Source organism: Vibrio sp. (assembly GCF_984391705.1).
In genome coordinates, this window is sequence record NZ_CFHWOM010000003.1 from 35,518 (window position 1) to 50,195 (window position 14,678).

Here is a 14,678-nt window from a genome sequence, read left to right on the forward strand (position 1 = left end):
AATTGACACATGATTGAAGCAGATCGACTGATCGCGCCAGAAAATCCGGTCTATCGCGAAGAAGATGTGATTGATCGCGCGATTCGTCCAAAAAAGCTTGAAGACTACAAGGGGCAAGATCACGTTCGTGACCAAATGGAGATCTTCATTAAAGCTGCGCAGTTGCGTGAAGAAGCTCTGGATCACTTACTGATATTTGGCCCTCCAGGGTTAGGTAAAACGACGTTGGCTAACATTGTCGCTAATGAAATGGGCGTTAACATTCGTACAACTTCGGGTCCTGTTCTAGAAAAAGCTGGCGATCTTGCTGCGCTACTGACTAACCTCGAAGAAAATGACGTGCTGTTTATCGATGAAATTCACCGCTTAAGCCCGATGGTTGAAGAGGTGCTCTATCCGGCAATGGAAGACTACCAGTTAGACATTATGATTGGTGAAGGCCCGGCCGCGCGCTCCATTAAAATCGACCTTCCTCCCTTTACGTTGATAGGCGCAACTACCCGAGCAGGCTCATTAACGTCACCGCTTCGTGATCGTTTTGGTATTACTCAACGTTTGGAGTACTACAAAATTCCAGACCTGCAGAATATTGTTCAGCGCAGTGCAGATTGCTTGGGCTTATCAATGGAAGCGGAAGGCGCACTTGAAGTAGCAAGGCGAGCTCGAGGGACACCTCGAATTGCTAACCGACTATTACGTCGTGTTCGCGATTACGCCGAAGTGAAAGGTAATGGTCATATCTGTGCGGATGTTGCCGACAAAGCGCTCAATATGCTCGATGTCGACGCACAAGGCTTCGACTACATGGATAGAAAGCTTCTGTTAGCAATTATGGAGAAGTTCGGGGGCGGCCCAGTTGGCTTAGATAACATGGCTGCAGCTATTGGTGAGGAGAAAGATACAATCGAAGATGTCTTGGAGCCATACTTAATTCAGCAAGGTTATCTGCAGCGAACGCCAAGAGGACGCATAGCGACCGATCGAGCTTATCTTCATTTCGGAATTGAAAAATAAGTTTTCAGACCAACCGATCGCGGTTGGTCTTTTATTATTAGTGATTCAGATCACGTTTGTAAAATATTGCCTACCACTAATTAGGTAATAACTTTGAGTTCAATGTTAAGTATTTGTTTTGCATAAATACTTAATCGGCGTCTGTTATTACCGCAAAGTAACATAATCCCGTCTAAACGCTTGATGTAGATCAAGATGATGCTTTTTTAAACAAAAATGCAGAACAAAAGTTGATACAAATCAAAGCGGAACTCTCCTATAAACCTTTTGAAACAACCTGTTTTTAGCAGTAATATTAGGCCTAGCTATATTAGCTGATGCTTAACAATTAACTAACCGTTACGGTACATTTTTGCAACAGTATGCTGTTATTTAATAACAACTAGTAAGTTTGAATAACGATTATTTATGCTGGCATTGATGTAATAAAGTGTCTTCAGCCGACACATAGGAGTAATCATGATCGATGTTGTTGATCTATCGCGGTTGCAGTTTGCACTGACTGCGATGTATCACTTCCTATTCGTACCATTGACTCTAGGTATGGCCTTCCTTCTGGCTATCATGGAATCAATGTACGTAATGACGAACAAGCAAATCTATAAGGACATGACGAAGTTCTGGGGTAAGCTTTTCGGTATTAACTTCGCACTTGGTGTGGCAACCGGCCTTACCATGGAATTCCAGTTCGGTACTAACTGGTCGTACTATTCGCATTACGTTGGTGATATCTTTGGTGCACCTCTCGCGATCGAAGCCCTCGTAGCCTTCTTCTTAGAATCCACCTTTGTTGGTCTATTCTTCTTTGGCTGGGATCGCTTGTCAAAACGTCAACACCTTGTAGTTACATGGTTAGTAGCACTTGGCTCTAACTTCTCTGCACTTTGGATCCTTGTGGCTAACGGCTGGATGCAAAACCCGGTTGGCGCAGAATTTAACTTCGAAACCATGCGTATGGAAATGGTGAGCTTCGCTGAGGTTGTTCTAAACCCAGTTGCACAGGTTAAATTCGTACACACAGTCGCATCTGGTTACACGACAGGCGCAATGTTCATTCTAGGCATCAGTTCTTACTACCTACTTAAAGGTCGTGACATCGCATTCGCTCGTCGTTCATTTGCTATTGCGGCATCATTTGGTATGGCTGCAATCCTATCTGTAATCGTTCTTGGCGACGAATCTGGTTATGAACTAGGTGAAGTCCAAAAGGTTAAGCTAGCTGCGGTAGAAGCAGAGTGGCACACAGAGCCTGCGCCAGCTGCGTTTACTTTGTTTGGTATACCTAACCAAGAGACAATGCACACTGACTATGCGATTAAGATCCCTTACGTAATGGGTATTATCGCGACACGTTCTTTTGACGAGCAAGTAACAGGTCTACGTGATCTTCGTGACGAGCACGTTGAGCGTATTCGTACAGGTATGTATGCGTACGAACTATTAGAAAAGTTGCGTGCAGGTGATAAGTCAGAAGAGAACATGGCTGCATTTGATGAAGTGAAGGGTGACTTAGGTTACGGATTGCTTCTTAAGCGTTACACTGACAATGTTGTTGATGCGACAGAAGAGCAGATCCAAGCTGCGGCAGATGACTCTATCCCAACTGTTTGGCCACTATTCTGGTCATTCCGTATCATGGTTGGCTGTGGTTTCATCATGCTATTCGTGTTTGGTGCGGCATTTGTTCAAACGTGTCGTCAAAAGATCGAGCAAAAACCTTGGATTCTAAAAGCAGCTCTATTCAGTATTCCATTGCCTTGGATCGCCATTGAGGCGGGCTGGTTTGTCGCAGAATATGGTCGTCAGCCTTGGGCTGTAGGTGAGATTCTGCCAACACACGTTGCCGCTTCTGCACTAACACTAGGCGAACTTTGGACTTCACTATTCGCAATTATTGCACTGTACACAGTGTTCCTAATTGCAGAAGTTTACCTAATGGTGAAATTCGCTCGCAAAGGACCAAGCAGCCTTAAAACAGGCCGTTACCACTTCGAACAAAACGCTGACTCTGTTGAAGACAAAGTTAGTCGCCAAGTAGAAGCGTAAGGGAAGGAGACAGAAAATGTTTGATTACGAAATCTTACGACTGATTTGGTGGGTTCTAATTGGTGTCCTACTGGTTGGATTCGCTGTAACTGATGGTTTTGATATGGGTGTTGCGTCGCTTTCACCTGTCATCGGTAAAACGGACACTGAACGTCGTATTATGCTAAACACGATTGCTCCTCACTGGGATGGCAACCAAGTTTGGTTAATCACAGCTGGTGGTGCGCTATTTGCTGCGTGGCCACTTGTATACGCGACGTCGTTCTCTGGTTTCTACCTAGCAATGTATGTGACTCTAGCTGCGCTTTGGCTGCGTCCACTTGCTCTAGATTACCGTTCGAAAATCGAAAATCCTAAATGGCGTAAAGCTTGGGACTACGCACTTTGCTTTAGTGGTACAGTGCCACCGGTAATCTTTGGTGTTGCGTTTGGTAACCTACTTCAAGGTGTACCGTTCGAACTCAACAGCCTACTTATGTCAGAGTACAAAGGTACGTTCTTTGCGCTGCTTAACCCATTTGCACTTCTATGTGGTGTATTAAGCTTGATGCTGTTTGTACTGCAGGGTGCAACTTGGCTGCAAATGAAAACAACAGAAGCGCTGCATGTTCGTGCACGCAATGTTGCTCAAATTGCAGGTCTAATTGCAGTGGCGTTGTTCGTTGTTGGCGGTTTCTGGGTTCAATCTATCGATGGTTACGTTATTACGAGCACAATCGATACGCTAGCGGACTCAAACCCACTGAACAAAGAAGTTGTTCAGCAAGCTGGTGCTTGGATGGCTAACTTCGAAACGTATCCTGCAATGTGGGCGGCGCCAGTTCTAGGTGTACTAATGCCTCTGCTTGCTGTGATCGCTTCTCGCTTTGAGCGTGGTGGCTTTGCTTTCCTATTCTCAAGCCTAGCAAACGCAGGTGTTATTTTGACGGCAGGATTCGCAATGTTCCCATTCGTAATGCCTTCAAGCCTAGTACCAAACCACAGCCTAACTATGTGGGATTCGACAGCAAGTGAATTGACACTTGGTCTGATGACAGCAGTAGCGGCAGTGATGGTTCCTGTGATTCTTGCTTACACGACTTGGACATACTACAAGATGTTCGGTCGTCTAGATAAGAAACACATTGAAGACAACGACGTTTCAGCTTACTAAGGAGTTTAACTATGTGGTATTTCGCATGGATTCTAGGTGTACTACTCGCTTGTGCATTTGGCATCATTAACGCTCTTTGGTTAGAGCATTCAGAAATGATGGATAAAGACAGTGAGTAATCTCGCTGCGCAGGTAGCTAAGCTGCATGCACCATTAGATAAGACCCTGTTTAGGGTCTTATCACTCGTATTAGGTTTTTATCATGTCGCGATGGTGATGTGGGACCCAGAGGTGTACTCTGAATCAATAGGTGGATTCAATGCTGTAATTTCACCGCTCCTGATTTGGGCAATTTGCTCAAGCATGGTATATGGTTTGAGCTTCAAGCCTCGCAATTGGTACTGGCAAATCTTGTTTAGCCCTTACTTCTCCCTGTCAATTTTGAGCTATCTTACGGTGATTAGACTGCTCTAATTCAGTGTGATTAAAATTTATTCGTATTTCTATCGAAATAGCACCACTAAATGATAGTTGGTGCTATTTTTTTGTTTCAATCCTTGAAAACCTCCATTATCCCTTGCATAAACTGCCTTGAGTTGCGTTATAGTAAAGCCCTTCAATGAGTTAAAAGGGGTGAGCGGTGCAACCTGCCCAAGCAATATTCGAATGGCCAGTGACTGTATATTACGAAGATACAGATGCAGGCGGGGTGGTCTACCACTCAAACTATCTCAAGTTCTTTGAAAGAGCTCGGACTGAGCTGCTTCGCAATGTTGGTGTCTCGCAACATACTCTTTTGGAACAAAACATCGGTTTCGTAGTCCGACACATGGACATCGATTTTCTGCAAGGAGCGCGTCTTGACGATCAATTGACAGTTAAGACACACGTTGCAGAACTTAAAAAGGCTTCGCTTACTTTCTGTCAGGAGATCGTCAATCCTGATGGCAAAACATTGTGTAAGGCAATGGTTAAGGTAGCATGTATCGATAATGAGAAAATGAGGCCAATAGCGATCCCTCAATCAATAGTTATGGAGTTTACTCATAGTGACCGCTGATATTTCAATGCTTGACCTGTTTTTACAAGCAAGCCTGTTAGTAAAAATGGTGATGTTAACCCTGCTCGGAATGTCTATTGCTTCATGGGCGATGATAATTAAACGCAGCAAGGTCTTGTCGCAAGCTTCTAAAGATGCGGAATCTTTTGAAGACAAGTTTTGGTCAGGCACCGATCTTTCGATCCTTTATCAAAATGCTAAAAAGCGAAAGGACGAACTTTCCGGCACTGAAGAGATCTTCTACTCAGGCTTTACTGAGTTTGCACGTTTACGTAAATCCAACAGTGATTCACCAGACTTCATCATGGAAGGGACTGGCCGTTCCATGCGTGTCGCGGTAGCGCGAGAAGTCGATGAGCTTGAAACCAACCTTCCTTTCCTTGCTACGGTAGGCTCGATCAGCCCTTATATCGGCCTATTTGGTACTGTTTGGGGTATCATGCATGCGTTTATCGCGTTAGGAGAAGTGAAGCAGGCCACTCTTGCGATGGTTGCGCCTGGTATCGCTGAAGCTCTGGTTGCGACGGCAATGGGCCTATTTGCAGCCATACCGGCAGTTATGGCTTACAACCGCCTAAGCAACAAGGTGGGTAAACTAGAGCACAACTACGCTACCTTCTCTGAAGAGTTCCACAGCATCTTGCATCGCCAAGCTATGGCGGGCCGCGATAGCGCGCACAAGGAATAACGGAAATGGCGGGCTACCAACGCAAAAAAAGAAAGATGACGGCCGAGATTAACGTTGTACCTTATATCGACGTTATGTTGGTTCTGTTAATCATCTTTATGGTGACATCGCCGTTTGTTACCCAAGGGGTGGATGTTGAACTTCCGAAAACGGCGACTGCGAAACCTGCTTCTGAGTTAGCTGGCGATAGCGACGCAAGCTTTATCATCGTTGAAATCGACCGAGATGGTAATTTAGGCCTTAGCGTGAATGATGAAGAGGTTACGCGCGGTCTGTCACTACAGGACATTATTGTTCGTGTCAAAGCTGAGCTATCACTTAAGCCTGACTCTCCAGTGGCGGTTGGCGGAGATGCGGCGACGCCGTATGCAGAAGTTGTATTGGTGTTGGATGAACTAGGCCGTGCAGGTATCCCTAAAGTGGGTTTGCTTACGGATATTAAGGAATAAGCGCCCTTAGTGTATGAAAGAGATTAAGCCTAAGAAAAAAAGTGATTACAAAAAGCCGATAGCGATATCGGCTTCGTTGCATGCTCTACTGATTGTTGCACTCATCTGGGGAGCAGATTTCACTATGTCCAAGCCTGAACCTACAGGGCAATTGGTTCAAGCTGTTGTGATTGATCCAGCTATGGTGCGTGAGCAAGCTCAGCAAATTCGTAGCCAGCGCCAAGAAGCGGCGAAGAAAGAGCAAGATCGTCTCGATAAACTGCGTCGTGAAAGCGAACAGCTTGAGAAGAATCGTAAAGCTGAAGAAGAAAGAATTCGTAAGCTAAAAGAGCAGCAAGCCAAAGAAGCGAAAGCCGCTCGTGAAGCTGAAAAACATCGCCTTGCTAAAGAGAAAGAGCGTAAAGCTGAAGAGCAGCGTGCTAAAAAAGAAAAAGAGCGTGTTGCCAAATTGGAAGCGGAACGCAAAGCCAAAGAGCAAGCGGTCAAAAAGGCTGAACAAGAGCGATTAGCGAAAGAAGCGGCCATCGCAAAGGCAGAACAAGAACGTATAGAACGTGAGAAGGCTGCTAAAGAAGCTGAAGAAAAAGCTCGCAAAGAGCGAGAAGCAGCAGATAAAGCGGAAAAAGAACGTATAGCGAAAGAAAAAGCGGCGGAAGAAGCGGCTGAAAAAGCTCGTAAAGAAAAAGAGCGTTTAGAGCAGCTCGAACGAGAGCGAAAGCTGCAAGAAGCAGCATTAAATGACATTTTTGCTGGGTTAGAGACCGAGTCTGAGCAAAACAGCTCAGCACGAGGCAAGTTTGTTGCAGATGAAGCTCAACGTTATGGCGCGATTTATACCCAGCTGATCCAACAAAATCTGCTTCTGGAGGACAGCTTTCGGGGAAAGTCCTGTCGAGTTAATTTGCGCTTGATCCCAACCGGATCGGGTGCAATTGTTGGTGATCTTAGTATTTTGGATGGTGATAGCCGATTGTGCTCAGCTTCTAAACGAGCGGTAGCGCAAGTTGGTAGTTTTCCATTACCAAAAGATCAAGATGTGATTAACAAGTTAAAGAATATCAATTTAACCGTAGTACCTGAGTAATAAGGAAAAGCTTGTGTTAAAGCGACTAATTTTAGGATGTATGCTTACCGTAATGGGGGCGTTTCAGGTAGCCAATGCGGCGCTTGAACTTGTCATTACAGATGGTATCGATTCGGCGCGTCCAATCGCTATTGTTCCGTTTAAATGGGAAGGGGCAGCGAAACTGCCGCAAGACGTGTCCGCAGTGATTGCGTCGGACTTACAACGTAGCGGTAAATTTAGCCCAGTGGCCACGAATAGAATGCCACAAACTCCATACAGTGAAGCAGAGGTGAACTTCGATGCTTGGACTGGATTAGGAGTAGATGCTTTATTGACGGGTTCAATTACCCAAGATGCCGAAGGCAACTACGTAATTAACTATCAATTGGTTGATGTAGTACGTGGTCAATTGACTCAAGGACAAAGTAAAGCATTGAGCGCAGATGGCCAGCTTGTTTTGTCGAAAGATCATGTTCTGTTTAACAAGCGTGCGACGGTACCGGGTGATCGTTTACGCGAGTATGCGCATCGTATTTCGGATTTAGTCTATCAAGAGCTAACTGGTGAGCGCGGTGCATTCTTGACTCGTATCGCCTACGTTGTCGTCAATGATAAAGACACCAAGTTCCCGTACCAGTTGCGAGTTGCAGATTACGACGGTTACAACGAACGACTAGTACTGCGCTCTAAGCAGCCGTTAATGTCTCCAGCGTGGTCTCCGGATGGTCAGAAATTGGCGTATGTGAGCTTCCAAAATGGTCAAGCTGAAATCTTCATCATGAACATCTACACTGGCGAGCGTGAGAAAGTAACGTCATACCCGCGTCATAATGGTGCGCCAAGATTCTCTCCTGATGGCAACACTTTAGCGCTTGTTCTATCTAAAACTGGTAGTCTACAGGTCTATACACTAGACCTAAAAACGCGCAAGTTGACTCAAATTACTCGTGGTCGTTCAAATAATACTGAACCTTATTGGCATCCAGATGGTAAATCCCTTATCTTTACGTCGGATCGTGGCGGACGCCCACAAATCTACCAAGTCGATCTAGCGAGCAAAGCGACTAACCGATTGACTTGGCAAGGCAGTCAAAACCTTGGTGGTCAAATTACGCCAGACGGTCGATTCCTTGTAATGGTTAACCGCAGCAATTCAGGTTTCAATCTAGCGAAGCAAGATTTAGAAACAGGCGCGGTACAGATTTTAACGAAGACTCTACTTGATGAGTCTCCAAGCATTGCACCAAATGGTGGAATGGTTATTTATAGCTCTATCTATAACAAGACTAACGTATTGTCGATGGTTTCTATAGATGGACGCTTTAAAGCTCGATTACCGGCAACAAATGGACGAGTTCGTGCTCCTGCATGGTCACCGTTTTTGTAGCAAGTAAGTATCAATAAGTAAGGAAAATATAACAATGCGACTAAACAAAGTTCTTAAAGGGCTACTGATTGCGCTACCTGTTCTAGCTATGACAGCTTGTAGCTCAAGTGATGATGCGGCAAACGCTTCTGGTTCTACAGAAACTAACCAATCTCAGACAACTGACGGTACAGTGGTTTCTCCAATCGATCAGAACGGTCTACTAACAGAGCAGGAGCTTAAAGAGCAAGCGCTTCGTGAAACGCAAACTATTTACTTTGCATTCGACAACGCAACAATTGCAGGCGATTACGAAGAAATGCTAGCAGCTCACGCAGCTTACCTAAGCAAAAACCCTGCACTTAAAGTGACTGTAGAAGGCCATGCTGATGAGCGTGGTACTCCTGAGTACAACATCGCACTAGGTGAGCGTCGTGCGACTGCAGTTGCTAAGTACCTTCAAGCACTAGGTGTTCAAGCGGATCAAATCTCTATCGTGAGCTACGGTGAAGAGAAACCTCTTCTACTAGGTCAATCTGAAGATGTATACGCTAAGAACCGTCGTGCTGTTCTAGTATACTAATCAAGGATTATCCTTATGTTCAGTAACTTAAAGCGCGTTGTTACGCTTACGTTACTGGCAAGTGCAGCGGGCTCTGTGTTCGCTGCACCAGCTCCAGTATCCGATCTTAATGGCAGTAACTCTGCTACATCGACTTCTTCTGTTCGTTCTAACGAGACCGATGTTCAACGTCTTGAACGCTTGTTAGAAAACCGTAACCGCGTCCAACTACAAATGCAGCAACAGCTGGATGAGATGGCACTAGAAATTAGTGATTTACGTGGTCAACTGGAAAAAAATAGCTATGACATGCAGCAAATGTTGCAGCGTCAGCGAGAGTTATTCATCGAATTAGATAAAGTTCGTGGTCAAGTAAGTGTAGCGCCAGTCGTAGCAGACAGCACTGGTAGCGATACAAAAGCAGCCTCTGGTGGCACGTTCAGTTCAAATGCTGATGAGCAGACAGCTTATCAAAATGCAGTTGATCTAATCTTGAAAAAACGTGATTACACTGGCGCGATTGCTGCATTCCAACAGTTTCAAAAAGATTACCCAGACTCTTCGTTTACACCGAATTCCCATTACTGGCTAGGTCAGCTTTATTTTGCTAAAAAGCAAGATAAAGAGGCGGTGAAGAGTTTTGCTGCCGTGATCTCTTACAAAGATTCAAACAAGCGCGCCGATGCTTTAGTTAAACTAGGTGACATTGCTGGTCGTAATAATAACGCTGCGCAAGCAAATAAGTACTACCAACAAGTATTGGATGAGTACCCAAGCAGCGCCTCGGCTAAGCTCGCGAAAGAGCGCATAAAAAACTAGGTTCATAGAACTTAGCAAAAAAGGAGTGTTAGACACTCCTTTTTTGCTTTTTGCGCCATAAGTAATTCCGGTCGGTACTGGCATCTTGGAATCGGTTAAGGTTACAATACTCGGATTACTGGAAGTTGCGTAGAGCAAGAGCAATGAGCCACATTTTAGACAAAATCGATACTGTATACCCATTCCCTCCAAAACCAGTTCCTCTAACAGATGACGAAAAACAAGCATATATTGCAAATATTAAAAAGCTTCTGAAAGAGAAAGACGCGGTTTTGATCGCCCACTACTACACGGACCCTGAGATTCAAGCTCTAGCTGAAGAGACAGGTGGTTTCGTTGGTGACTCTCTTGAAATGGCTAAGTTTGGTAATCGCCATCCAGCAAGCACTCTTATCATTGGTGGTGTGCGTTTTATGGGAGAATCGGCAAAGATTCTTACGCCAGAAAAACGCATTCTGATGCCAACGTTAGAAGCTGAATGTTCTTTGGATCTCGGTTGTCCTGCAGATAAGTTTACCGAATTCTGTGACGCGCACCCAGACCACACTGTGGTCGTGTATGCGAACACTTCTGCGGCAGTGAAAGCACGTGCTGATTGGGTGGTAACATCAAGTATTGCTCTTGAAATTGTTGAGCACTTAGATGCGGAAGATAAACCAATTATTTGGGGACCAGACCGTCACTTAGGTTCATACATTTCAAACAAAACTGGCGCAGACATGTTGCTGTGGCAAGGCGAATGTATCGTTCACGATGAGTTTTCAGCTGACGCTTTACGTAAGATGAAGTCTGTCTACCCAAATGCGGCAATTCTTGTTCACCCAGAATCACCAGCGAGCGTTGTAGAACTTGCAGACGCAGTAGGCTCAACTAGCCAGCTGATTAAAGCGGCGAAAGAATTGCCTCATCAACAGATGATTGTGGCTACTGATAAAGGCATCTTCTTCAAAATGCAGCAATTGGTTCCTGAGAAAGAGCTAATCGAAGCCCCTACTGCAGGTGCCGGTGCGACTTGCCGCAGTTGTGCGCATTGCCCTTGGATGGCGATGAATGGATTGAAAGCGATAGAAGCAGCTTTGCGTGACGGTGGCGAAGAGCACGAAATCTTTGTTGACGAAGAGTTACGTGTTAAGTCATTGATTCCATTAAACCGAATGCTAGACTTTGCTGAGCAATTGAACATGCAAGTGAAGGGTAACGCTTAATTAAGTGATTAATGTCACAATTTAAAAGCCAGCTAAATTAGCTGGTTTTTTTGTATCCGCTTTTTAATTTATATTCACTCACCTAATGGTTAGAGATGGTGTGATTATGGCCGTTTGGTTATTTATGAAGAAGTGGTTTAAGTCACATGTATTCCGCTTGAGCAATCGCAATTTATTAATACTGAGCCTGCTATATGTCGCGCTCTCCTGGTTGATGCTGAAAAGTGCTGGTGAGCGCGCACTTACTGATGACTTTTCAACATTCATCTATTACCTCATGGTAACAGCATCAACGGTGGGCTATGGCGACCACTCACCTGTTAGCGATTACGGTAAATGGGTTGTTGTTCTATTTGTTATTCCCGGTGGTTTGAGTCTTTTTGCCGCTATGTTAGGACGGATAGCCAGTGGTGCTATTGAGTATTGGCGCGCAGGTATTTTAGGTAAACGGAGAGTTCGCGTGGAAAATCATATTTTGTTGTTAGGTTGGAACGGTTCTCGTACCACACATCTTATTCGTATGCTTCAGCATGAAGAAGAAGGGAAACGTCCTATTGTTCTTTGTAGTCGGTCTGATATTGAAAACCCGCTGCCGGGAGAAATTCAATTTGTTAAAGTAACAAGTTATACCGACAGTCAGCAAATGAAGTTAGCCAATGTAAAAGGCGCAAGTTGTATTATTGTCGATAACTTAGAAGATGATATTACGTTATCAGCTTCCCTTTATTGCGCGAACATCAATTCAGAGGCGCATCTCCTTGCCTACTTCAAAGATGAAGCTCTGGGGCACTTGCTAAGCCAGCATTGCCCGAAGGCGGAGTGTATTCCTGCGGTGGGTGCAGAAATGTTAGCTAAAGCGGCGGTTGATCCCGGCTCTAGCGCACTTCATCAAGAGCTATTAGCCTCTACCCGAGGTATGACTCAGTATTCAACGATCTACCCTCGTGATATGTCTTCGACAACCGTTGAAACGATCTTCACTTTTATCAAAAAGCACTATCAAGCAACCTTAATTGCCTTTGATGTTGGTCAGGGCATAGAACTCAATCCAGATCTTGAGCGTTCCGTTCCCGCTGGAAGTAAGTTGTTCTACATTGCTGATGAGCGTATTGAATCTTTTAACTGGGCTTCCATGCATAAGGAAAAATAATGGAAATGTTAGCAGGCCTGCTGTCAGGCTTCCCAAATTTTGTGCTGTATTTTGGCTTATCAATCCTATTCGTATTAGCGTTCAAGTATATCTACATCCGATTGACACCCTATGACGAATGGACGCTGATCAAAGATCAGCAAAACACCACAGCGGCGGTTGCGCTTAGCGGTGCATTTCTGGGCTACTGCTTAGCAATTGCGGGTGCGGCTAAAAACTCAGTAAGCATTGTTGATTTTGCAGTTTGGGGCCTAGTGGCTATGTTCGCGCAAATCATTGCGTTTGGTATTGTACGCTTCGTTCTGGTACCTAAAATTGCCGAGCGAGTCGAGAATGACGAATTACCTGCAGGCATTATTTTGGCCACGGTTTCTGTGTCGATCGGCGTTCTAAATGCTGCGTGTATGTCGTACTAGGGGGCAGAATGAAACGCAGTTCTAATGTTCAACGCCCCTCGATGGAGAAAGCACTCGGAAAAGCTTTTCCATTTGTTATGTTTGGCGGCTTTATGATCTTTTCTCAGTATGAGTCCAAGACAGAGGGTGCCATCTATCTTGATAGCAACGAATGTAAAAGTAACAACCCTGAGCAAGCAGAGGAGTGCGAACTCGCTTATCAGGACGCTGTTGCGGAAGCCGAACGTAGCGCGCCAAAATATCAAACAGAACGTGAGTGTGAGTACGATTTTCGAGAGGACGACTGTTACTACAGCTCTCGCTACTTCGCGTATATGCCGCGTATGGGCGGGTATTATTACTCAACCGATCTTGACGATTTTGATGGCTACAAGAAACGCTACTATTCGCAGCCAATGTATCGGTTCAAAAAAGGCTACTATTCTGGTTCTGGTCAGTACTTTGGCTCTCATCGCGTTCGACCAGTCACATTGGCAAGCAACAGCCTGCGTAAGGGGAGCGGAACAATTGGTAGTGCAATGTCTCGTGGTGGATTTGGCAAAGCTGTATCTTCAAGTCGTGGCGGCTAGGAATGTTACGTCGTGATATCAAAGAGAGAGCTAACTGGAAGGCTTTAGCTCAAAGGTATGGTTTCGGTTTTCATTCCATGTATGGCAAACCTTATTGGGATGAGTCTGCGTTTTATCAGTTCAATTTGGAGCAAATCGAGCAAGATCTGGAAACACCAACCGAAGAAATACATCAAATGTGCCTTTCTATTGTCGATAAGGTGGTGCGCGACGAGCAATTATTAAAGCGTTGCGCTATTCCTGAAGCGATGTGGGAGCAAGTACGTATTTCCTGGATGCGAAAAGAGCCGTCACTTTATTCGCGCTTAGATTTTGCTTACAACGGCACTGGTCCTGCTAAGTTGTATGAGAACAATGCGGATACACCAACCAGCTTATTTGAAACCGCGTTTTGGCAATGGCTATGGTTGGAAGATGTTGTGAACCAAGGGGCTATGGCCCGTAATGCCGACCAGTTTAATATCTTACAAGACTACCTTATTGAACGATTTAGAGAGATTGCAACGCTACAGCCCGGCCAGATACTGCATTTTAGTTGCTGTAAGTACACAGAAGAGGACAAAGGCACAGTCCAGTACCTAGAAGATTGTGCCAAAGAAGCAGGGCTTCAGACTGCGTTTGTCTACGTCGAGGAAATTGGCGTTAATCAAGAAGGTCATTTTCTTGATAGTGATGATCGCGAAATTCGCTGGATGTTTAAACTCTATCCTTGGGAATGTATGTTTGAGGATCCTTATTCAATTCACCTTGCCTCCGCTAAGGTAAACTGGCTTGAGCCGATGTGGAAATCAGTCCTTTCGAATAAGGCGCTGCTGCCATTGTTATGGCAAGAATTTGAAGGGCACCCTAACTTATTACCCGCGTACTTTAGTGATGACAGCAAAGCTAGTTCGTTAACTGATTACGTGGTTAAACCGTTGTTTTCTCGTGAAGGGGCAAACATTGAAATTGTCCGCAGCGGTAAATCGATGCTCAAAACCGATGGACCTTATCAATCAGAATTGTCGATTGTTCAGCAGTATGCACCGTTACCAAAGTTTGGCGACAGTTATACCTTAGTGGGAAGTTGGTTAGTTAATGATAGGGCCGCTGGTATATCGATCCGGGAAGATAGCTCCCTTGTGACCCAAGATATGGCAAGGTATATACCACACGTAATCATTTAAAAGGGCTGT

Annotated in this window: 17 protein-coding genes; all 17 read left to right on the forward strand. The window is 45.0% G+C overall.

Translation table 11 applies throughout. The features are described 5' to 3' along the window. Positions 1-9: 9 nt before the first annotated feature. The 17 genes from ruvB to AC4MRV_RS03785 all read left to right on the forward strand — a co-directional run bounded on the left by ruvB (position 10) and on the right by AC4MRV_RS03785 (position 14,669). Entirely contained in the window at positions 10-1,014 is a 1,005-nt protein-coding gene (ruvB, locus tag AC4MRV_RS03705; RefSeq protein WP_491186077.1) for a Holliday junction branch migration DNA helicase RuvB, read from the forward strand. 459 nt (positions 1,015-1,473) lie between these two features. Further along, the gene (gene cydA / locus AC4MRV_RS03710) at positions 1,474-3,060 is read left to right on the forward strand and encodes a cytochrome ubiquinol oxidase subunit I (RefSeq protein WP_491186078.1); all 1,587 of its coding nucleotides are present in this window, start codon (positions 1,474-1,476) and stop codon (positions 3,058-3,060) included. A gap of 16 nt (positions 3,061-3,076) precedes the next feature. Then, positions 3,077-4,213, forward strand: coding sequence for a cytochrome d ubiquinol oxidase subunit II (cydB, locus tag AC4MRV_RS03715; RefSeq protein WP_491186079.1), 1,137 nt, complete (start codon positions 3,077-3,079; stop codon positions 4,211-4,213). Between the two features lie 11 nt (positions 4,214-4,224). Further along, positions 4,225-4,332, forward strand: a complete 108-nt coding sequence (gene cydX / locus AC4MRV_RS03720; protein WP_000270284.1) for a cytochrome bd-I oxidase subunit CydX — start codon at positions 4,225-4,227, stop codon at positions 4,330-4,332. Continuing rightward, positions 4,325-4,627, forward strand: a complete 303-nt coding sequence (gene ybgE, locus AC4MRV_RS03725; protein ID WP_491186080.1) for a cyd operon protein YbgE — start codon at positions 4,325-4,327, stop codon at positions 4,625-4,627. Before cydX ends, ybgE begins: the two co-directional genes overlap by 8 nt. 166 nt (positions 4,628-4,793) lie before the next feature. Continuing rightward, positions 4,794-5,213, forward strand: a complete 420-nt coding sequence (ybgC, locus tag AC4MRV_RS03730; RefSeq protein WP_491186081.1) for a tol-pal system-associated acyl-CoA thioesterase — start codon at positions 4,794-4,796, stop codon at positions 5,211-5,213. Next, entirely contained in the window at positions 5,203-5,901 is a 699-nt protein-coding gene (tolQ, locus tag AC4MRV_RS03735; RefSeq protein ID WP_491186082.1) for a protein TolQ, read from the forward strand. The genes ybgC and tolQ overlap by 11 nt, the downstream gene beginning before the upstream one ends. Positions 5,902-5,906: 5 nt before the next feature. Beyond that, entirely contained in the window at positions 5,907-6,350 is a 444-nt protein-coding gene (locus AC4MRV_RS03740) for an ExbD/TolR family protein (RefSeq protein WP_491186083.1), read from the forward strand. Positions 6,351-6,363: 13 nt separating this feature from the next. Beyond that, entirely contained in the window at positions 6,364-7,434 is a 1,071-nt protein-coding gene (gene tolA / locus AC4MRV_RS03745; protein WP_491186084.1) for a cell envelope integrity protein TolA, read from the forward strand. 13 nt (positions 7,435-7,447) lie between these two features. Beyond that, positions 7,448-8,803, forward strand: a complete 1,356-nt coding sequence (tolB, locus tag AC4MRV_RS03750) for a Tol-Pal system beta propeller repeat protein TolB (RefSeq protein WP_491186085.1) — start codon at positions 7,448-7,450, stop codon at positions 8,801-8,803. A 34-nt stretch (positions 8,804-8,837) separates the two neighbouring features. Then, positions 8,838-9,365: a peptidoglycan-associated lipoprotein Pal gene (gene pal, locus AC4MRV_RS03755; protein ID WP_491186086.1), complete on the forward strand. Its 528-nt coding sequence runs from the start codon at positions 8,838-8,840 to the stop codon at positions 9,363-9,365. 15 nt (positions 9,366-9,380) lie between these two features. Further along, complete coding sequence (ybgF, locus tag AC4MRV_RS03760) at positions 9,381-10,163, forward strand: tol-pal system protein YbgF (RefSeq protein ID WP_491186087.1); 783 nt, start codon at positions 9,381-9,383, stop codon at positions 10,161-10,163. A gap of 143 nt (positions 10,164-10,306) precedes the next feature. Continuing rightward, complete coding sequence (nadA, locus tag AC4MRV_RS03765) at positions 10,307-11,368, forward strand: quinolinate synthase NadA (RefSeq protein WP_491186088.1); 1,062 nt, start codon at positions 10,307-10,309, stop codon at positions 11,366-11,368. Between the two features lie 106 nt (positions 11,369-11,474). Continuing rightward, positions 11,475-12,518, forward strand: coding sequence for a potassium channel family protein (locus AC4MRV_RS03770; RefSeq protein ID WP_491186089.1), 1,044 nt, complete (start codon positions 11,475-11,477; stop codon positions 12,516-12,518). Continuing rightward, positions 12,518-12,934 carry a DUF350 domain-containing protein gene (locus AC4MRV_RS03775; RefSeq protein WP_491186090.1) on the forward strand — a complete coding sequence of 139 codons (417 nt, stop codon included), beginning with the start codon at positions 12,518-12,520 and terminating at the stop codon, positions 12,932-12,934. Before AC4MRV_RS03770 ends, AC4MRV_RS03775 begins: the two co-directional genes overlap by 1 nt. 8 nt (positions 12,935-12,942) lie before the next feature. Continuing rightward, a complete protein-coding gene (locus AC4MRV_RS03780; protein WP_491186091.1) occupies positions 12,943-13,503 on the forward strand; it encodes a DUF1190 domain-containing protein in 561 nt (186 codons plus the stop codon). 2 nt (positions 13,504-13,505) lie between these two features. Then, complete coding sequence (locus tag AC4MRV_RS03785; RefSeq protein WP_491186092.1) at positions 13,506-14,669, forward strand: glutathionylspermidine synthase family protein; 1,164 nt, start codon at positions 13,506-13,508, stop codon at positions 14,667-14,669. Positions 14,670-14,678: the final 9 nt, after the last annotated feature.